Consider the following 20,119-nt stretch of genomic DNA (forward strand, 5'->3'; position numbering starts at 1 on the left):
ACTTTTACCGCTTTGCAGACACTACAATAAGGTTAATAGAACAAATAAACTGCCCCCTATCATCCGCAACCCTTAGTGCGTTCATAAGAGTCTGCGCCTCATCTGCGGTCAGCTCGCCCGCATCCTGCATAGCAGTCAGCACCACATCAAACCGCAATAATTGAACACATTGCTCAAGCGAACGGGAAGCCAACGGCCAAAGCCGAACAGCTACATCCGAGAAGCCTGCTGCCTGCAAGTCGTGTATCAACGTCGCAGCTGCATTGCCATTCTTCACATTCCTCTCGGTTAAATAGTTCCTCAACCGCTGCGTTACTCTCGGATCACCATTGTAAAATGAAATACTATTCCAGTCGGTCTCCACTACCACTAGTGGCGATCCGGCCACCAGCGTGCGGTAAAATTCCGCAAACACCTCCTCCGGGTTTGGCAGATGCTGCACCAATCTTTCTGCCCGCAGCCCAGAAAGTGCACCATCTTCAAATGGCAGGTGACTTGCATTCCCGATCATAAACCGGACATTCGTCATCTGATCCTCCGGGATTCCTTTATCGTTCGCCTTTGATTGCCTGGAATTAGCTTCCTGGATCATAACCTCAGAAGCATCCAGCCCAAACACTTCCAGCCCATTACCAGCTGTAGCTTTTGCGATATTGATCGCATCATCTCCCGTGCCACACCCCACTTCGACCATCCTTCCGGAAATCGACAAAAAGGGAGTATAGGTACTGTACTTCAATTCTTCCAGGAGTCGCTGAGTCTCCGCCAAGTAATCCGGATTGTAAAGTTGTTCTGACATTGCTTTCGCTATAAAGAAATTATCGTTTACTGCTTTTGCCACATGCCGGCATTCGGAATAGCCAAGTCATATTCTACATCGAATGTTCCTTTCGGCCCTCGCTCTGCCAGGAACTGATGTGGATTAGCCCGTAATAACATTATTTTGTTTCGCTCCAATTCAGTAGCTCTGGATAAATCGTCGACATTCGTCATCCGCATTACGGTAGCCACCAAATCATCCTTCGGGTAGTAAAATAGTCCATTATTACCCAATTCCCGCTCCACCGTACACCCTAACCGCAATCCCATTTTTACGGTAATAGGTGCACAAAGCACAAATAAACTGACCACTGGAAGCTGCTTGGTTATCGCTACTCCCACCCGTGATAGTATATAACTTCCAATCCCCATACCGGCCACTTCTCTTGAATTCCAAAGTCCGCAGATCTCACATGTCCCTCCGCGTTGTTCGTCTTCAGCGATCATATGATAAATATTCTCGTCGTAGCGCCCGATAGCAGTTTCAATAGGCAACGAACGGCCTTCACTCACCAATTGCACCCTCGCCCCACCATATACTTTCTTGGTATCCGTATCCTCTACCAAAATCACAATAGTACGCCGGTCGTCCACCCAATCGTGCCGATTGGAGGTGATCTTCGAAATACCGTAAATCTCAAGCAATTTCCGGTGTCCAACAATAAATTTCTCACACGCCGTTTGGTCGTCAGGCGCTATGAACGTTCGTATCCGAATCATAAATACACCGGGACCATTTCAAATCTACCCAGTTTGGTAAGTCAATTTTTTGATGCATGTAAAGTTATAAATCTATTTTATTTGCCAAAACGTCGGCAACGTTTTGGCAAATAAAAAGCGTTGGCCAAAACTCGCTGTCATGATGATAAATTGAACTACTTAACGAAGGCGTTCAAAAGAAACTTAAAATTACATAAAATAATAATTCGTTTAAGCTATTAAGTTAAATAAAACATTCTTCCGCCAATAACTCATCGGATAGCTAAATTTTAGACAGCTTAGCGCCTAAACTGTAAACACTAATTTCACTTAGAACCGCACTGAATAATCGGGGAATTTGCCAATTGGTAGTGACGCCACTGATACAAAACTAACTAAAACAGCCGAAGGCAGTGTTTTTCGCATCCTTCGGCTGTTATCGGTAGCGGGGAGCAGGATCGAACTGCCGACCTTAGGGTTATGAATCCTACGCTCTAACCATCTGAGCTACCCCGCCAAAATTTAGTTTGCAAATATAGTTTATTTTACCTTTCTTTAGAAAAAAAGTTAACAAAGTACGTAAAACGCAGATTATACGCATATTATTACAATTAGTATGGCAGAAAAGACCAAATTCCATTTGGAATACGAAATTAAATCGTCACCGAAAATCTTATTTTCCTTTCTACATGAACCCAACGCATTGACACAATGGTTTGCCGATGACGTGGTTTATAAGGACGGGATTTATGAATTTAGCTGGGACGACGAGCAACATAATGCCAAGCTGATTACTGCTAAGGAAAATAAGTTAGTGAAATATAAATGGCTGGACGACGATCCCTATTATTTCGAAATGGAGATTATACAAGATGAACTCACCAATGACGTAGCATTAGCCATTACCGATTTCGCTTGGGAAGACAACCTCGATGATCGCAAGCTAATTTGGAATAACCAAATAGAATACCTACAAAGTGTAATCGGTGCCTAAAAAATCCTACCTTTGTATGTAAGGTTTTTTGTGGTGATTACTGATGAAAAAAATCCATCTTCTTATCCTCAAGTCATTCATCAGGCCATTCATCGTCACGTTTCTTATCGTGATGTTTGTATTGCTGATGTTATTTCTCTTCAAATACATTGATGATTTGATTGGAAAGGGGTTCGAATGGTATGTAATCCTCAAGCTATTGGCTTATCAGTCGGCCGTGCAGATATCCATGGCGATGCCGCTTTCCATGTTGCTTTCGTCCATTATGACATTCGGCAATCTGGGCGAAAGTTATGAATTGGTAGCGATCAAAGCTGCTGGGATTTCTCTTCGAAAAGCCATGACTCCACTTTTCATCCTTGTTGGATTATTTAGCGGCGGCGCATTCTTGTTTAGCGACTACATCTTGCCCGTTGTTAACCTTAAAATGGGCGCTTTGCTTTATGATGTACGGATTAAGCAAACTGATTTTTTGGTTAAACCTGGTGTTTTTAATAATACAATTCCCGGATATTCCATCCGCGCAAAGGGGAAAAGTAAAGATGGAAAAATCCTATATGATCTAATGATTTATGACCATAAATCAAGTAGTACGGCCAGCAACGTGCTGTTGGCGAAAGAGGGATATATTTACAATTCGCCAGATAACAATACGATGATTCTCAAGCTCAAAGACGGCGTACGTTATGAGGACAGCAGAGCGAGAAACGCTAAAGTATATAATCCCCGCCAACAATTTACCCGGTTTTATTTTGATGAAACCGAACAGAAATTTGATATGTCTGCGTTCGAATGGAAACGTACCGACGAAAACCTTTTTAAGAGTCATCATATGATGCTCAATCTAAAACAGCTAAGGCATTATACTGATTCAAATGCCATACAGATGGATAGCCTCCGGAATACGGTATTTCGCGAGATAAAATCCTACTATTATTATTTTAACGACTACTATAAGATAAAAGATAGTACCCAGTCCCAGTCGCCAACTGTCCCTGCTGCGGAATACCGTGAAAATTTCGCGGACATTATTCCTGCCGATAAGCGTAATATGGCCATTAGCAACGCCATGAACCAAATGAGGTATATTAAGGATGTACTGAACATTAAGGCGAGCGAAGACACATTTTACCGCGACAAAGATATCCGCTACAACATAGAATTTCAACGTAAATTCACCTTAGCGGTATCCTGTCTTCTATTATTCTGTATTGGCGCACCATTAGGGGCGATTATCCGAAAAGGAGGTTTAGGTCTTCCCGTAGTGATGGCCATCATCTTTTTCCTAATTTATCACATTATCTCTACTGTGAGTGAAAAATCAGCGAAAGAAGGCAATATTGATACCTTCTGGGGTATGTGGATGTCGATCTTTGTCCTATCGCCCTTAGCCATTTTCTTAGCCTACAAAGCTGCAACGGACTCCGCCTTGTTTGATATCGAGCAATATCGACTGAAAACCGAAAAGCTATGGCTATGGGTAAAAGTTAAACTTGGCATCCGTAATCGCCAGACTGCGCAGCCGAAACGACGCAAATCTTTACAAGACGATTATACATTATCACCCTGAGAACCGTAATTTTGCATGTGTTTTAAAGCATATTAAATGAATGTTACCTTAAATACAATTGAAGAAGCAATCGAAGATATAAAATTAGGAAAAGTAGTTATTGTCGTCGATGACGAAGCCCGTGAAAATGAAGGCGATTTCGTCACAGCTGCCCGGAATGCCACCCCCGAAATTATTAATTTCATGGCTGCTTATGGCAGAGGGTTGGTATGTGTTCCGCTTACAGAAGAGCGCTGTAAAGCACTCGATCTAAATTTGATGGTTGGAAACAACACTGCGGTATATGAAACCAATTTCACTGTTTCTGTAGATCTACAAGGGTATGGATGTACTACAGGAATTTCTGCTTCAGACAGATCGAAGACTATTAAGGCCTTAATTAATCCGGATATAAAGCCCGAAGAATTTGGGCGGCCCGGGCATATCTTCCCCCTGATCGCCAAAGATGGAGGGGTGTTGCGGCGCGCTGGGCATACCGAGGCGGCAGTGGACCTTGCTCGACTTGCAGGATTTGAACCTGCGGGCGTATTGGTTGAAATCCTCAAAGAAGACGGCGAAATGGCCCGCCTACCTGATTTGATCCAAGTGGCCAACCACTTTGATCTAAAAATCATCTCGATTAAGGATTTGATCGAATATCGGCTCACCAAGGATACGCTTATTACGCGCGAAGTTTCTGTCAACATGCCAACCCAGTGGGGCCAATTCAATTTGATGGCTTATAGTCAAAAAAATACGGGCGAACAACACATTGCGCTTTACAAGGGAGAGTGGGCTCCTGATGAGCCGATATTGGTACGTGTACACAGCTCTTGCGTTACGGGCGATATATTCGGATCCTGCCGTTGCGATTGTGGGCCACAGCTGCACCGGGCAATGCAAATGATTGAAGAAGAGGGTAAAGGAGTTGTGGTATACATGAATCAAGAAGGCCGGGGAATCGGGCTCATTAACAAACTACACGCCTATAATCTTCAGGAAAATGGGTTGGATACAGTTGACGCAAATCTGAAATTAGGTTTTAAACCAGACCATCGAGATTATGGCATCGGCGCACAAATATTACGAGACTTAGGTGTGACCAAAATGCGCTTAATGAGCAATAATCCGACAAAACGTGCGGGGCTTATCGGATATGGATTAGAGATTGTTGAAAATGTACCCATAGAAATCGTATCCAACCCTTACAACGAGCAATATTTGCGAACGAAGCGGGATCGAATGGGGCATACCATTATGAAGGATCCGCTTCCATGACCTTGCGATAAATATGTCGAAATACCAAAACCAAACAAGTTAGAAATGCCCCTAATAAGGTACCGACAACGACAGCAGTGATTTTACCAATTTTATCATCCTCAAGCGGCAATATCGGCTTATCCAAGATTTGAATGACGGGCCTTTCGTTTCGCAGTGTTATTTTGGCTAATTCTTGGTTTTTGACCAATTCCGTTAATATCGCCGTATTTGCCTGTACATCCACCGTTCGTCGTTGGGAACCTACACGAAGACGCTGGAGCGCACGATTAGGATTGGGATTGGCGTCAGTTGCTGCGGCCACGTTCCCGATGGCTGCATCAAGCTCCTTTCGGACGGAATCGACCTGATGTGTCAGCACCGCCAAATTTTCTTCGGCCTTCTGCGTTCTCGTGCGGATATAGAAATCCGAGGCATTCTTAATTAAGGTCTCCACAAATGCTTTCGAAAACACCTCGTCCGGCGTTTCCATCTTCACAACAAGGATATTATTATTTTTTTTATCAAGTTTACCAATGTCAAGATCGCGTTTCAAAATCGACTTGTAAAATTCAGCCATCAAGCTATCCTGCGTGTAAATACCGACAGTATCTCTGAATTGGATGTCCCTTAACCGAACGTTGTCCGCCCACTTTTTCCGCAATCCATAGCAAGCTATATACCGATTAACCAATAAGTCCTTTTTCCCGCTGAATTCCACCTCAGTAAGCAATGTCTTATCAATCATTGACCGCGATTTCAGAAATTCGATGATATTATCTCCTTGAAAGAAACCGCCGGAACCGCTCAATCCTCCGAGATTGAATCCGAATTGGGCGGCGATGCTTGCCGCAGCTCCCAACGTACCGCTCGAACTACCACTTTGTTCGTCCAAAATAAAACTTAGTTTGGCCGTATAATTAGTTTTCTTGGTGAGCGAATACACGAATACCATGCCACCGAATAAGAGTCCAACCACAAGAATAACTACCCAATTACCTATAAGATAGCCAAACAAACCGTTGATCTTTACAATCAATTCCCTCAGGTTGATATCGTCGCGTTGTCCTTGTGAAGCACCAGATTGTTTGTTGTCAGTCATTATCAACTACACCAATTGATTAACGGAATATCGTCACTATAATTGCAGCCAGCGATGCAATACCGGTTCCAAATCCCAGCCATTGCTGTACGCCAATTGAGGGCTTTACTTCTTTTTGAGGCACAAAGATCTCAGCTCCCGGTTTAATGGGGGGATAATTATTAAAAAATAAAAAGCGGTTTGTACTTTTCACTGACCCGTTTGCGTACAGCACATACACACTTTCACGCAAAGCACGTGAAGAAAATCCCCCTGCTTGGGAAATATACTGCCTGAAGCCTTTCGAGGGCGAATATACCGCTGTGGACGGCGCCAACACCTCACCGGAAACCTTTACCGTTTGCAATTCTTTGGGTACATGGATAACATCACCATCCTCTAAAATAAGATCACCACGATAGCCCGGCTTTTTTAAAATATATTCTAGGTTGATGCCGACGAGGTCATTGTCAATATTCTTGTCAATATCCAGTTCGTTAAAAACCGAGGCATCACTCTGTAGTTGCTGCAGCGCCAGTAAACGACTGTATTCTGCCTGCTTTTTTCGCTCTCTTTCAGCCGCTTCCGTACCTGTTTCATCTACCGCAGCTCCTTTACCGGTCAGTCCACCGCGCTTCAACGACGCACCATCCACATACGCAAAAGGTGTGAGCCCGCCTGCGCGATTAATGAGATCTGAAATGCGCTCATCCTTACGGTTGATTGTGTATAAACCCGGATACAATACTTCACCGACAATGCGCACCGTTTTCTGCGTCTCATAACCGGTCGAAGTGCGGACTACCACCTGATCAAAAGGCATCAACACAAAATCCTGATCCTTTTTGCTCAGCCCTTTGTCGGCATTCACTTGAAAAACCTCGGCGATGTGAGCAGATTGCGACAGAATGTCTGCATTCGTTACCCGCCTTGATATCTCAATCCGACTGCCGGAGGCGCTCTCCCGGAAGCCTCCAGCCTGCATAATCAGGTCTTGTAACGTAATCCCCTCGGCATAAGGAAATCTACCAGGCGATCTAACCTCACCATCAATGTTTACCGTATAAGCTTCACGTAGGTCGAAGATGGAAGATATGGTAACCACGTCTTCGCGTTTTAGTTCGATATCCGGTTCGGTTCCTGCAATGATACCAGCCACATTAAAAGACAATTGTTCGTGCTGTGAATCCTCCTTTAAGCGAAGAATATTTCCCCGGTTTAAAAAAGCGTCCTCTTTCAGTCCCTCCGCCTTTTTGATTAACATAGATACAGTCAGTCCCGCACTCAATTCATAATCTCCGGGACGAAATACCGCTCCAGTTATACGAACACGATTTTCAAAGCGGCTTAAAATACGATCCACCTCATAGGCATCTCCGGCTTGTGGTAGGTAATGCGCATACTGGCTACCCAGCAAATCCTCAATCCGCTGTTCGGTTGCAGTTCGCTTAGTAACTTTGATTCGAGCAGTATAGGCATTCTCAGTAAACCCACCGGCATAGGCCAATAAATCTTGAAAGGTCTCTCCCTGCCTTAGCTCAAATATCGCGGGGCGCTTTACTTCACCTCGAATCTCTACTTTACGCTCGTAGGGCGGAATCATAAGCACATCCTGGTCCTCTAAACGGACGTTTTCGCTAAAATCGCCTGAAATCAGGAAATCATAAATATCCAGCTTAGCAATTTCCTTGCCTCCCCTAATCAGACGGACATTTCGAAACGAACCGTTTTCAGACGGTCCTCCGGAATAATAGAGTGCATTAAACACTGTGGCTACTGAGGGCAGTGTATAGGTGCCCGGTTTAATTATCTCCCCCGTTAGAATTACTTTAATGCTTCGGATATTGCCCAATGCAATGGTCACTTTAGTGCCCCCTGTCCGAATCGCACTGTATATGGTAGTCATTTCGCTCGTAATACGCGCAGTTGCCTGTTCAATAGTCATGCCCGCCACGGGTACTACACCAACGTAGGGAATATTTATAGTTCCTTCAGGTGTAATATTCAACGAATGGTTTTCTTCAGATTTGCCATAGATGTCAATCAAAACCTGATCGCCAGGACCAAGCACGTAGTCAATCGGGGTAGCTAAGCGAAGATTAGGTTCAAACAATTGAGGAGCACCGTGAAACAGCGAGGCCCCGAAAATTGGCAACGTATCGCCAACGGACGTATCAGGAGCTGCGGGTTCAGCAATTACGGTATCTATCATCTGGCGCTCGGGACGATTTTGTACCGGGCTGACTATTTGTGGCCGGGTGTTTGACGAGGCTTTCAGCGTCGATATCCTCGTACGCAATTTTTCAATTTCGGAAGCCGGCATTCCACGCTGCAGCGCAGCCTGGGTTAATTCTTCTTCCGACAGTCCCATGGACTCTGCCTGCCGTAAATATGCTAAAATCTGTTCGTCCGATAAATCGTCTACGCGCACCTGTGAAAGGTTATCGGCGCCGATAGTTTGGCCCAAAACTTGATAACTATTACAAATGACGGAGAAAAACAACAATAATATACTGCCAAGATGGTGGTAACGTCTCAATTTCATTTATAAAGCATTACATTATAATCCTTCAAATTGCCAAATTAGCAAGATAGCAACTTATAAGATTTAACACAAAGAAACTACTTCTTTTTGTTTTGTCGTAAGAATAAATTGAAAATTGCAAATTATGCCCCCCAAACAGCTCAAACATGAAAACATTTTCTATACAGGTCAGTTAGAAAAATTAATCTATTTTTGTCGGTATACGATGAATAACTATATAAGATCTGCTCTCTCATTCTCAGCTTTAGTTTTAATTGGTCTACCGTCCTATGGACAAACGTTACCTGTAGGAACACTGGCAATAGAAGATTGGTATAGAAAAGCACAATTGTTGGGTAGTGTCGATTCCAATATATCGTTCACAATTAGACCGTTAACGGCTCAAGCCTTAAAAAGAAATAATATTTATGCCCCGACAGATACGGGATTTTTACTGGAAGATGTATCCTTTCAGTGGATGCCGGCGACGGTTGGGTTACAGTATAACAGTACGTTCCCTACGGGACGCAACGATGGCCCGATTGTTCCTACTGTTGGACCTCAGACGTATTTCAGCGCAGGAATTACTGCATCCTATAAATTTCTCAGCGTTCAGTTAAAACCCGAATTTGTTTGGGCAGCTAATAGCGATTTTCAAGGGTTCAACAGCGAAAGCCGCAATCATTGGCGGGAATGGTATCGGCTTCGTGGCAACTCGATTGATCTTCCCGAGCGCTTCGGTACGGGGCAATACACAAAAATTTTGCCGGGGCAAAGCAGCATTCGCCTGAATTTCCATCCCCTCTCCATCGGACTGTCCACAGAAAATCTGTGGTGGGGACCGGGGATCTACAACTCATTGATGATGAGCAACAATGCACCCGGATTTGCACATCTCACACTTAATACCACACGCCCTATCCGGACTTATATCGGCGACTTTGAGGGTCAGATTATCGGCGGAAGGTTGGAAGCTTCGGGTTACCTGCCAAGTTACAACATTACCAAGCAAGCTTTTCACGATGCGTTTTACCGCACCAAATTAGGTGATTGGCGATACTTATCTGCAGCTGTCCTTACTTATCAACCTAAGTGGACACCCGGACTGTCGCTGGGCGCAACCCGTGCTTTCACCATGTATCGAAGTGGCATGCGCTCGGGATTAGCGGATTGGCTGGCGGTATTTAGTTCAGGGTCAGCCGCTAAAGCGGAATATTTGGATAACCCGGACAATAAACGCGCAAGAGACCAGTTGGTTTCCATATTTGCCCGGTGGGTCATCCCCCAGGCACATGCAGAGGCCTATGTGGAATACGGACGGAATGATCACTCCTGGGATTCACGCGACTTCTTTGTGCAGCTGGAGCATTCACGGGCTTACATCATCGGTTTTAGAAAGCTGGTGGAGCTTCCGCAGCCCGACGAATGGATAAACATTGGCGTTGAGGTAACACAAATGGAAGATGGTAAACCGGGCATCGGTCGTCCGGCGGGCTCGTGGTACCGGCATAGCGGGGTCAGGCATGGTTATACACACATGGGTCAGCTTTTGGGCGCGGGTATTAATCTGGGTGGCAACCTACAGTTACTACAGGTAAGTTGGTTCAGAGGCCTGAAGCAGCTGGGTTTTCAATTTGAGCGGGAAGTCAACAACAACGACTTCCTTTATGTACTGAAAATGGGTGATATGCGTCGTAATTGGGTAAATCTTTCGGGTATTTTCTTTGCTGAATGGGATTATCAGAATTTTGTCTTTGGTGGACGGATGCAACTCACCCGTGCCCTTAACTACCAATATGAACTCGAGGAGAACGCAATCAATCCCAATTATTTCTGGGGGTTCAGACCCCAGGATCGGCACAACTTCTTTATGAATGTCAGCGCGATGTATCGCTTTTAATGTGAATAGTCATGCACCCTACATTTTTAAATAATAACGCATGAAGATGACCAAACAGGCAATTCCTCACTTAACATCACTGATTTACTTCCTGATTGTCGCGGGAATACATATTGTATTTGCGCAAAGCTTGCCGGTAGGTACACCTGGATTGGAAGATCGTTACCGCCGTGATCAGTTATTGGGAAAATTAGACTCATCTATTTCCTTTTCTGTCAGACCACTTAATACCAAGGCCTTATTAAAGTCCAATAGCTATGATGGTGATCGCATATTTTCAGTCAACGACCGTCATCCTAATAGGGATAACGGCTTGTACTTGGAACTCCTTCCCATCAATTGGCAGCATCAGATAACGTCGGGGTTTCCGTATGGCTGGAACGATGGGTCAATGATTCCAAACGTGGGTTATCAAACCCAATTTAGCGCCGGTGTCTATGCGGAATATAAATTCTTCAGCATTCAATTACGCCCAGAATTTGTCTATGCGCAAAACCAATACTACGTTGGCTTCGACGGTAAAACCAAACCGTCATGGGATGTTTGGTACGCCTATTATAACAATATAGACATGCCTGAACATTTTGGAGACGGTCCATATACTAAACTGTTTCCCGGTCAAAGCAGTATCCGTTTTAACTACGGTGCACTATCTGCCGGTCTGTCAACCGAAAATATCTGGTGGGGCCCTGGCATCCGAAATTCACTGCTTATGAGCAATACCGCGCCCGGCTTTTTGCATGCAACTCTTAATACCACACATCCCATCCATACAAATATCGGATCCTTTGAAGGTCAGTTTATCGTAGGAAAACTAAAAGGTTCGGGATTCACGCCGACCAAGCAAGGTATTGCTAATCATTATGATGAATATTACATACCGAAGCCTGACACCTGGCGTTATATATCAGGACTTACCATGGTTTGGCAACCCAAATGGTTGCACGGACTGTCTATGGGCTTTGCCCAGAGCTTCGTCGTCAACCGAAGTGACCAAGGCAGTGGCATTGCCGACTATCTTTCATTACCGTTCATCGGATATACATCGCATTACAATAAAGAAAATCCAGAAAAAACAGGAACAGACGAACAATTAAGGAAGAGAGACGCTTACATATCTTTTTTCGGGCGATGGGTGATGCCAAAGGGCAATGCCGAAATATATGTTGAATACGGCCGTAATGATCTCCCCTGGGATAATCGGGATTTTATGGTAGAAATAGAGAATTCACGCGCTTATACGGTAGGGTTTCGGAAACTCGTACCGTTCAATAGAGCCCGAGAAGAGTATGTGCAAATTGGTTTAGAAGCAACACAAACCGAAAAATCTCGCACATTACAGGTTCGGGACGGCAATTCGTGGTATATCCATCCGGTGGTACGACACGGTTATACCCATCGTGGTCAGCTTTTAGGAGCCGGAATCGGGCCAGGAAGCAACGTGCAAACGGTTTATGTGAGCTGGCTACGGGGTCTCAAGCAGATAGGTATACAGGTCGAACGATTAGTACATCTTAACGATTTTTACTACAGTGCCAGTCAGGACATCCGTGGAAATTGGGTAGACCTCGGGTTTTCCGCATTGACTGAATGGGATTATAAACACTTTGTTTTCAATGCGAAAGTGCACTACGCACATTCATATAACTATCAGTATGAGTTGATTCCTCATCCAGATCAAGCTCAAGACCCCGACAAATATTGGTGGAGTTTTACGCCCGTGGACAAAAACCCGTTCCAGCTTTCAATAGGCGCTATGTATCGGTTTTGATCAACACCAGGCTGATTAGCGGCTGCTCAATCGAATGCTGAAACCATCTTTGATGGCTTTTAATAGTATTTTTCGATTTTGCTTTCTGTATAAGAAGAATTTACGTAGGTTCGCTAGGAACGTAACTCCTAATGCCAGTAATTTATAAAACCCACGAAAATTTTTCCGGATAAAAAGTAGCCGATTACGGTTGAAATAGTAAGCAAAGAAAGGCGAGTCAACACCTCCTGTTGATGCGCTCTCTTTATGCCAAACGACCAACTCGGGCATCAGGTATACCTTATACCCCCTTTTTGTGGCGCGGTAGACAAAATCCGTATCGTCAAAATAAACGAAATAAACTGGATCCATCATTCCTATCTCGCTAAAAAGCGCATTGTCAATCAACATAAAACAGGTAGGCGCATAATTGAAATATCCTGCCACACTGTATTCAAGACCATCATCCTGCAATCCGCCAACATGCGCTGTAGATCCGCGCCATCGGTCCAATCTGCCTCCAGCCATCCACACTTTGCCTGTACCGTAAAAAAGAATTTTGGGAACGATCAGTTTATCTCCGCTCGCAAGGGCCCGCCGATAAATATCGTGTAGCAGATTTTCTTGATGGAAAACGATATCGTTATTTAGCAATAACGTATGCGAACACCCAGCATTTACAGCCAATCGGATGCCGTGATTGTTACCTTCAGCAACTCCCCTATTGCCCGAATTGGCTACATACGTATAATTAACCGTCGGATAGCGATCATGTAAATCGCCAATCAGCTTCTGGGTAAGGGGATTAGCCGAATTATCAATAATATATACATGATAGTCTTGGAACGATTGAATTGCTAAACTCTGAAAAAAATCGGGTAGCACTTCATCACTTTGATAAAGCACGGTTACTAATCCAACCTGTGGCTGATCGTTCATTGCTTTAACAGTCCTCGGTCTGCCATTTCCGCAAGACTACCGTCATAATCACTTACCATCACATTTTGCTCCTTTACCCACGCTGCAAATCGGCCTATTCCTTCAGAAAACATCACTTTGGGTTTATATCCCAGTACAGACTGTATATGAGATATGTCCGCGAAATTATGACGGATGTCTCCCAGGCGGTAGTTACCAGATATATTTAACTTTACCTCCTTCCCGTAGTGTTGCATCAACGTTTTTGCCACCTCCAATACGGTTGTCGGCACGCCAACCCCCACGTTAAACACGCCTCCGTTTTCGTCATTATGTAATATACCACGGATTGTGGCTTCCACCACGTCATCTATATATACAAAGTCGCGGCTTTCCAATCCGTCCTCGAAAACATTGATCGGCCGACCTTGGCGGATAAGCGATGAAAAAATAGACAAAATGCCCGTATAGGGATTCTGAAGCGACTGACCAGGGCCATACACATTTTGAAAGCGCATCACCACCGGAGTTATCCCAATGGTTGGGCATACGGTGGTCAGCAATTGCTCTTGGTAAAGTTTGGTAAGACCGTAAACTGACGTTGGATGTAACTTCGAGAGCTCGTCCGTGGCGACTACCTTCAATTTTTGATTCGGCACTTCGCCCGCAATTTCAAAACGCCCACAATCCAGATCTTCCTTTTTCCTCGAATTGGGATATATAATTTCTCCGGCTTCTGTTTTATATTTCCCCTCGCCATACACGGCCCGCGATGAAGCTATCAGAACTTTCGTTACCGAATGGTCTCTTTTGTTTGTCAGAATATCCAGTAACTGTGCAGTACCCAACATATTGACGGATGTATAGTGGGCGATTTTGTACATAGACTGGCCTGTACCTGTCTCCGCCGCGAGATGTACCACCACTTGTTGTCCCGCTAAGCATTTCTCCCAATCTTCGCGCTTTGTGACGTCGCCGTAAACAAAAGAGACCTTCTTCTGAATCCGTTGGTACAAATAAGAATGCTGCGCCGCTTCCCGCCCATGTACTTGGCTCAATAAGTTGTCAAGCACCGTTACCCGATGCCCCAATTCCACTAAGCGTAACGCCAGACTGCTTCCTATAAAACCCGCACCTCCCGAAATTAATATATTCATTAAATTACAATCTATCGTTGTTGACTTCTTTCAATTTTGGCAAAAAGTAATGTTTTCGCATCCCATACCACATATAATTCACAAAATAATACAGGGAAGGGAATATGCGAATATGCTCCACATTGCGGTAGATATACCACTGTCTCCTCGCCATTTCCAATTTATTCCGAGAATTACCCTGTTCATGCTTCCGATAGTCCATTAATACCTCTTGAATACCATAAAACTTCGCTTTCGGAAAGGATCGGCTGATCTTTAGCCATAACGCATAGTCTTCTCGGGCCGGGGGGGCCTCTGCATCGAAATATTGTTTACCGATCTGGTTAACGTCATACACCACCGTGGAGCAGCCGATCGAACACGTTCTCAGCAAGTCCCGGTAATTTACCCTTTCGGGTACAATATGTACACCATGTACCATTTCGGATGAACCGAACACGCGGTAAGAAGTGAATGATAAGGCTGCGCGGTGCTGTTTCATCGCATCGATTTGCACGGCTAACTTGGACGGCCTCCATAAATCGTCGCTATCCAAAAACGCAACATATTGTCCTCTTGCTTCCGAAATCCCGCGATTTCGTGCCGATATCGCACCTTGATTCATGGATTGACACAACAGCCGTATTCGTTTATCTCCCAAAAATGTGGAGGCAACTTTCACGGTGTCATCTGTTGAACAGTCGTCAATGATAAGTAGCTCCCAGTACGGGTACGTCTGTGACAGAATGGATTCTATTGTTGCGGGTAAATACGCCGCAGCATTGTATGCAGGTGTGACTATAGTTACCAAATCCATACTTACGCTTTTAAAACGGGCGTCTTTGAATAAGCTTCATATAACGCAAGCAGCCTTTTCGCATACGGCTCAAACAATACATACGATTTAAGTTTGTCAATCATCGCTACCAACCCAAGTTTCCATTCATCATACTGAGCAACTGCCATCTCCATTTTGGATACGAGATCCGACTCATCCTCACTGGCAAATTGCAGGCCGCAATTTAGCCATTCTACCATTTCTTTCATTCCGCCGTGTGCTGAAACAAGGGGCATTACGCCACAGATTACAGATTCTAAAACGACCATAGATGCACTTTCATAACATTTGGATGACAGGATTGCAAATTTTGACTGCTGCAATAACTCCTGCAACGCAGGAGTTTCCAGAAAGCCTGTGATTTCTATACTGTCTTGCAAATTAAGCTGCTTGACCAAATTGCCAAGTGCGTCTCGCATGGGGCCTTCACCTGCAATAACCAACCGGCACGTACCTCCGCGCATCCGATACTGAGAAAATGCGCGAACAAGCATCGGGATATTTTTCTCTTCCGATAACCGTCCGAAAAACACCATCTGATCCTTCCGACGCATCGGCAGGGGCATTGAATGTATATCAGCAACCGGATTGTATACGACAGATACTTTCGTGGGATCCACATCCCAGCGCAATGACATGGCCGATTTAAGAAAACGGGAAGGAGTAATCCATTGATCAATCAGTCCTTTCCTACTCAAGAAAGCAGTCAAAAGTGATGTGATCCCCTTGCCGAAGGAGTGCTTCCAACCCAATCGACTACACCCTCGCGTAAAAATCCGCCATTTATACCGGTTTTGCGCACAATCCATGCACCGCCGATCTTTTTTGTAATCATATGCCGCTGAATGCGAACAGACATATTCAAACGTATGTACTGAAAACAGCACCTTTGTCGCTGGGTACCTGCACTTATAAAAGGCAATCGCATGAAAGATACTGGGCGAAAGATTTCCATAGTGATGCAGATGGACAATATCTGGACGCAGCTTGTTTAGTCCACGCTTTAACGACAGAAAGTTGCGTATTGAATATAGTTGAGAAAGGGAATTGTCTCCCTTCATAAAGATCACATCTGGCTCGAAAGGCAGTCCGGAGGTAACCCTGCACGCTACGAAATGTTCCATATGATTGGCATGGGTTCGCAAAGCCAATATTGTGTTACGGAAGACCGATTCCGCGCCCCCCAGCGAACCTCTTTCACCGATATGTAACACCTTGATCAATCCTTAAACCGTGCGTTTTAAGAAAACCTTGCAATAGGCCAAAGATAACCAAAATAACATCACTTGGGTAATCATCAGGAAACCTACTACCTCCCCTTTATAATGTAAAACTAAGGTATATATCAATAAAAGCAACCAAAATAAAAGATCATTATACGAACCGATTTTACCACGAGCGATCAGTTCTGAAAGACTAATCCGGATTGGGCGATTAAAAAACAGCAAATGATAGGCAAATAAGACCATCGTTCCAAATATGCCATAGAATAATATATTACGCATGTAACCGGCATCCGTATATAGATAATAAGAGCCATCGGGGTTTATGTACTTGCCGTCACCGAAAATAAACGTTTGCCAATCGATCGTAAAATACATTTCACTTAACATGTCGGTAGAAACGGTGGTTAGTGTTCCTTCGTCAAAATAACTATAGAGAAATTCAAACGCAAAGGGAAGTAAAGTACCGGTAACTAGTGACTGGATTTCGAAAGGAAGTACCCAGTAAATCGACAGTCCGCCAAGCCCAATTAAAAGAAATATAGTAAGAAACTGCAAAAACTTGCGATACAGTGGCTGTCCCATCACAATAAAATAATAAATCACTGCAATCAGTAAACCAACAAACCCCGTCCGACCTGCAAAAAAGGTTCCGATGACCAACAGTGTAAACAAAGCTATCTGCGAAATGGATATCTTACCGGCATACTCGGTAATCAACCGATAAAAAAATAGGAGATAACACAATCCGAAACCTGCGGCCAAGTCAAAAAATGGGTTTCCAGACAGCGCTAAGGCACGAAAACCGACGCCAATTTCTGCAACCTCTTCTTTCTGGAACAAATGTATAACGTTCGCAATGGGAGGTGCAATGAACCCCGCTATTTCAATAACAGATTGTGCACCAAAGCAACAAATAATAATATCCAATATTCTTAAAAACTGACGCTCCCCTGCACCTTCCATCCATATGGGATAGGCAATTATACCGCCTAAAAAAAGAGAAAATTGCAGAATGAATCCCCTTACAATGTAGAAATCTGAAGTCCCGTGAATGAGACCGGGTAAGCAAGACAGTAGGATGACGACAGTAAGGCCAAGGAAAATGTAGCCTACTATTCGTTGCTTTATCAAATAAAATAACGTAACGAAAAGCTCGGGAAACAAAAGGTAATAGACAATGGAACAAAAGATCGCCAAAACGTTCGAATTGTAGACAATCGGTATCCGAAAATTAAACAGAATACAAAAAGCCAGAAAACACCGAAACCAAAACATAGCACCTACAGTTTCACCCGTCGCAAAATCAATGTAATTGCGCCTCGATAAAAGTACGAAGATTTTAAAACTTCAAAATAACCTTCAAAGCGTTTAGTAAACCGCCCATACCGCAAATATGCCAGGAGCCTTAACCCCAGATAACCTTTTATTATGCCCGCAACAGGTGGGTTTACTTTTTTTATTTCCTGTTCGATATATTCGTATACACGAAGTAGTTCTGATATGGAGGAAGACGTAATGAAAGGAATCCAATCCTTAACCGTCGATGCAGTATATAAACGTTGCCAATGATGAGGCAAACTAATTCCGTACCCAGAAAGTATACGAGTGTGTATATCCGAGAATATAATAAAACGCCGAGCGGCATCCTGCTCCCCTAATTTTGTTTCACTAGTAGCCAATAGCCGATAGTGCAGCAAAACCCTGGGAATATTATATCCCTTGCCATGTTCCAATAATCGAACCCAAAAGTCGTAATCCTCTGCCCGGTAAGCGTCCTCCCGATAATACAGATCGGGTAAGCCATTACGGAACATGATAGTGGGGTGGAAAAAAGGCGACGCGATGAACAAATAAGACCGGATTCTTAGGTCATCAATGGGTGCAATCCATTTTCCACGCAACTGTTCTGCTTGTATGACCCGCATGAAACTACCCACAACGACGATTTGCGAATTGCACTCCAAGACATCAACCTGCACCGCGATGCGGTTGGGCATAGCAATGTCATCGGCATCCATCCGGGCGATGTATCGCCCCCGAGCCAATGCCAAGCCTTCGTTTAATGTAAAAACAAGTCGCTTATTCTCGTCATGTATAACCAACCGGATCCGCTGATCCTCTGCAGCTAAACGCTGTAAAATGAGAACAGTACCATCTACAGAGCCGTCGTCAATTGCAATAATTTCAAGTGCGGTGTACGTCTGTTGCATGATGGAACGGATAGACTGTTCCACATACCGTTCCGCATTGTAACAAGGGATAATTACCGAAACCAACGGGCGGTCCATCATTTCTTTTCGCTCGGGATGCCTATTAAATCCCTGAATGTGTGAATAAATTTCTCTTTATCAAAACGCGACGCTGCCTCCAATGTTGCTTGCCTCATCGTTTCCAGCACGCCCGACTCTTCCGATAACCTTTGCAAAGCACATACATAGTCATTTAAGCCATTACAAAGAAAACTATCCCGCGTCGTACAATAATCATCAATGGAGCCTATCCGGGAAACCACCTGAACCAATCCGACCGCCATGGAAGAAGTTATTGCATTGCTACCGACGGTATCTTCCAACACGGATAGATTGACATCGCATCGCTGCATCAGCGTCAATAGATCCGCTTCATCTAAACGTTTGTACACGTGTACGTGGGGGTAAGCTGCTGCCAAACCGGGCATCGTATCCCCCACGCACAGGTGAAATTCAATGTTTCTGCACCGCTCCACAATTTCAGAAAGCAATCTCCAGTTCCTTTTGATACCTCCTATGCATAAGACATGCAAATGGCGTTGGCCGATAACATAAGGATTCGGGGTTGGCCGATAATAGGCACGTTCGGCATAATGATGAGCGAATGTTATAGGCACAGGCGTAAGCTGGTGGATATCGCGCTTCAATTGATTACCGAACACCAGTATATGGTCCGTCAGAGCAATCTTCTTTGAAATGACTTCCACCGAACCATAAAGGGTCTGTAAAAAAGAAAGTGGCAAGTGGATGATCCCGAGAACAAAATTCCGCCTTTTCCATTTACGGAGCAGCGACACAATGACATCCTGGCGTGCGAAATGTCCCGACATATATTCCATGAGACATACTTTATCTCCCGGACGCAGCACTATATATAAATAAAGGGCGATGAAGACGGCATAAATCCATCCGACGTACCGCCCCCCGGTATATCCCTGACGTATATGACGTACTAACCGGACGTCCGGTATGGCCGCTTTTAACTCTTGGGATAAGTAAGCCATACCGGCATGGTTCCCCGAGGTATGTTTAAAGTCGTAATAAAGTAAATAGATTGTCCCCATACCGGTACGACAAAAATACAATAAGAAACCGAGATGTAAATAATATTGACACACATCGCAATCATTATTTATATCGAGCTCTCATCGGCCGATAAAAGAAAAAACCAAAATCGGA

16 protein-coding genes and 1 tRNA gene are annotated in these 20,119 nt (G+C 44.3%); 5 read left to right on the forward strand and 12 right to left on the reverse strand.

What is annotated here, in order from left to right; all coding sequences use genetic code 11:
• Positions 1-4 precede the first annotated feature (4 nt).
• From BMZ56_RS14685 to BMZ56_RS14695, 3 genes are all read right to left on the reverse strand, one after another.
• The gene (locus tag BMZ56_RS14685; RefSeq protein WP_090628007.1) at positions 5-799 is read right to left on the reverse strand and encodes a methyltransferase domain-containing protein; all 795 of its coding nucleotides are present in this window, start codon (positions 797-799) and stop codon (positions 5-7) included.
• A gap of 26 nt (positions 800-825) precedes the next feature.
• Positions 826-1,539, reverse strand: a complete 714-nt coding sequence (locus BMZ56_RS14690; RefSeq protein WP_090628008.1) for a hypothetical protein — start codon at positions 1,537-1,539, stop codon at positions 826-828.
• A gap of 422 nt (positions 1,540-1,961) precedes the next feature.
• Positions 1,962-2,035 (reverse strand) — tRNA-Met (locus BMZ56_RS14695).
• Positions 2,036-2,134: 99 nt separating this feature from the next.
• On the opposite strand from BMZ56_RS14695, the gene BMZ56_RS14700 reads away from it, so the two are divergent.
• The 3 genes from BMZ56_RS14700 to BMZ56_RS14710 are packed head-to-tail and all read left to right on the forward strand — an operon-like array spanning position 2,135 to position 5,339.
• Positions 2,135-2,512 carry an START-like domain-containing protein gene (locus BMZ56_RS14700; protein WP_090628010.1) on the forward strand — a complete coding sequence of 126 codons (378 nt, stop codon included), beginning with the start codon at positions 2,135-2,137 and terminating at the stop codon, positions 2,510-2,512.
• 43 nt (positions 2,513-2,555) lie between these two features.
• Positions 2,556-4,082: an LptF/LptG family permease gene (locus BMZ56_RS14705; protein WP_090628011.1), complete on the forward strand. Its 1,527-nt coding sequence runs from the start codon at positions 2,556-2,558 to the stop codon at positions 4,080-4,082.
• A 36-nt stretch (positions 4,083-4,118) separates the two neighbouring features.
• Entirely contained in the window at positions 4,119-5,339 is a 1,221-nt protein-coding gene (locus BMZ56_RS14710) for a bifunctional 3,4-dihydroxy-2-butanone-4-phosphate synthase/GTP cyclohydrolase II (protein ID WP_090628013.1), read from the forward strand.
• Here the strand turns inward: BMZ56_RS14710 and BMZ56_RS14715 are convergent.
• Together BMZ56_RS14715 and BMZ56_RS14720 are read right to left on the reverse strand one after the other, a co-directional pair.
• Positions 5,317-6,420, reverse strand: a complete 1,104-nt coding sequence (locus BMZ56_RS14715; RefSeq protein ID WP_090628014.1) for a Wzz/FepE/Etk N-terminal domain-containing protein — start codon at positions 6,418-6,420, stop codon at positions 5,317-5,319. The two genes, BMZ56_RS14710 and BMZ56_RS14715, sit on opposite strands and share 23 nt — an antisense overlap.
• Before the next feature lie 19 nt (positions 6,421-6,439).
• Complete coding sequence (locus BMZ56_RS14720) at positions 6,440-8,944, reverse strand: SLBB domain-containing protein (RefSeq protein ID WP_090628016.1); 2,505 nt, start codon at positions 8,942-8,944, stop codon at positions 6,440-6,442.
• Between the two features lie 457 nt (positions 8,945-9,401).
• Here BMZ56_RS14720 and BMZ56_RS14725 point away from each other — a divergent pair, with 457 nt between their 5' ends.
• Positions 9,402-10,823 carry a capsule assembly Wzi family protein gene (locus BMZ56_RS14725; protein ID WP_245893242.1) on the forward strand — a complete coding sequence of 474 codons (1,422 nt, stop codon included), beginning with the start codon at positions 9,402-9,404 and terminating at the stop codon, positions 10,821-10,823.
• Positions 10,824-10,863: 40 nt separating this feature from the next.
• Positions 10,864-12,594 (forward strand): capsule assembly Wzi family protein, encoded by a 1,731-nt coding sequence (locus tag BMZ56_RS14730; protein ID WP_245893244.1) that lies wholly within the window; start codon positions 10,864-10,866, stop codon positions 12,592-12,594.
• A gap of 15 nt (positions 12,595-12,609) precedes the next feature.
• Here BMZ56_RS14730 and BMZ56_RS14735 read toward each other — a convergent pair whose 3' ends face one another.
• From BMZ56_RS14735 to BMZ56_RS14765, 7 genes are all read right to left on the reverse strand, one after another.
• On the reverse strand, positions 12,610-13,512 hold the full coding sequence (locus tag BMZ56_RS14735) for a glycosyltransferase family 2 protein (protein WP_090628019.1): 903 nt from the start codon (positions 13,510-13,512) through the stop codon (positions 12,610-12,612).
• Positions 13,509-14,648 carry an NAD-dependent epimerase/dehydratase family protein gene (locus BMZ56_RS14740; protein WP_090628020.1) on the reverse strand — a complete coding sequence of 380 codons (1,140 nt, stop codon included), beginning with the start codon at positions 14,646-14,648 and terminating at the stop codon, positions 13,509-13,511. The genes BMZ56_RS14735 and BMZ56_RS14740 overlap by 4 nt, the downstream gene beginning before the upstream one ends.
• A 4-nt stretch (positions 14,649-14,652) precedes the next feature.
• Positions 14,653-15,444, reverse strand: a complete 792-nt coding sequence (locus BMZ56_RS14745) for a glycosyltransferase family 2 protein (RefSeq protein WP_090628022.1) — start codon at positions 15,442-15,444, stop codon at positions 14,653-14,655.
• A gap of 2 nt (positions 15,445-15,446) precedes the next feature.
• Positions 15,447-16,679 (reverse strand): glycosyltransferase family 4 protein, encoded by a 1,233-nt coding sequence (locus tag BMZ56_RS14750; RefSeq protein ID WP_256213835.1) that lies wholly within the window; start codon positions 16,677-16,679, stop codon positions 15,447-15,449.
• A gap of 12 nt (positions 16,680-16,691) precedes the next feature.
• Positions 16,692-17,822, reverse strand: a complete 1,131-nt coding sequence (locus tag BMZ56_RS14755; RefSeq protein WP_143072932.1) for a hypothetical protein — start codon at positions 17,820-17,822, stop codon at positions 16,692-16,694.
• A 149-nt stretch (positions 17,823-17,971) separates the two neighbouring features.
• Positions 17,972-18,982 carry a glycosyltransferase family 2 protein gene (locus tag BMZ56_RS14760; RefSeq protein ID WP_090628027.1) on the reverse strand — a complete coding sequence of 337 codons (1,011 nt, stop codon included), beginning with the start codon at positions 18,980-18,982 and terminating at the stop codon, positions 17,972-17,974.
• Positions 18,979-19,944 carry a glycosyltransferase family protein gene (locus BMZ56_RS14765; RefSeq protein WP_143072933.1) on the reverse strand — a complete coding sequence of 322 codons (966 nt, stop codon included), beginning with the start codon at positions 19,942-19,944 and terminating at the stop codon, positions 18,979-18,981. The genes BMZ56_RS14760 and BMZ56_RS14765 overlap by 4 nt, the downstream gene beginning before the upstream one ends.
• Positions 19,945-20,119: the final 175 nt, after the last annotated feature.

It is taken from the genome of Parapedobacter indicus, assembly GCF_900113765.1.
Taxonomy (GTDB): Bacteria; Bacteroidota; Bacteroidia; order Sphingobacteriales; family Sphingobacteriaceae; genus Parapedobacter; species Parapedobacter indicus.

Bases quoted from the DNA above. Each gene is read 5' to 3' on its own strand.
- BMZ56_RS14700 (WP_090628010.1), top strand. From the start codon at position 2,135: ATGGCAGAAAAGACCAAATTCCATTTGGAATACGAAATTAAATCGTCA.
- BMZ56_RS14745 (WP_090628022.1), bottom strand. From the start codon at position 15,444: ATGGATTTGGTAACTATAGTCACACCTGCATACAATGCTGCGGCGTAT.
- BMZ56_RS14705 (WP_090628011.1), top strand. From the start codon at position 2,556: ATGAAAAAAATCCATCTTCTTATCCTCAAGTCATTCATCAGGCCATTC.
- BMZ56_RS14735 (WP_090628019.1), bottom strand. From the start codon at position 13,512: ATGAACGATCAGCCACAGGTTGGATTAGTAACCGTGCTTTATCAAAGT.
- BMZ56_RS14725 (WP_245893242.1), top strand. From the start codon at position 9,402: ATGCCGGCGACGGTTGGGTTACAGTATAACAGTACGTTCCCTACGGGA.
- BMZ56_RS14765 (WP_143072933.1), bottom strand. From the start codon at position 19,944: ATGGCTTACTTATCCCAAGAGTTAAAAGCGGCCATACCGGACGTCCGG.
- BMZ56_RS14685 (WP_090628007.1), bottom strand. From the start codon at position 799: ATGTCAGAACAACTTTACAATCCGGATTACTTGGCGGAGACTCAGCGA.
- BMZ56_RS14720 (WP_090628016.1), bottom strand. From the start codon at position 8,944: ATGAAATTGAGACGTTACCACCATCTTGGCAGTATATTATTGTTGTTT.
- BMZ56_RS14730 (WP_245893244.1), top strand. From the start codon at position 10,864: ATGAAGATGACCAAACAGGCAATTCCTCACTTAACATCACTGATTTAC.
- BMZ56_RS14740 (WP_090628020.1), bottom strand. From the start codon at position 14,648: ATGAATATATTAATTTCGGGAGGTGCGGGTTTTATAGGAAGCAGTCTG.
- BMZ56_RS14715 (WP_090628014.1), bottom strand. From the start codon at position 6,420: ATGACTGACAACAAACAATCTGGTGCTTCACAAGGACAACGCGACGAT.
- BMZ56_RS14710 (WP_090628013.1), top strand. From the start codon at position 4,119: ATGAATGTTACCTTAAATACAATTGAAGAAGCAATCGAAGATATAAAA.
- BMZ56_RS14690 (WP_090628008.1), bottom strand. From the start codon at position 1,539: ATGATTCGGATACGAACGTTCATAGCGCCTGACGACCAAACGGCGTGT.
- BMZ56_RS14760 (WP_090628027.1), bottom strand. From the start codon at position 18,982: ATGATGGACCGCCCGTTGGTTTCGGTAATTATCCCTTGTTACAATGCG.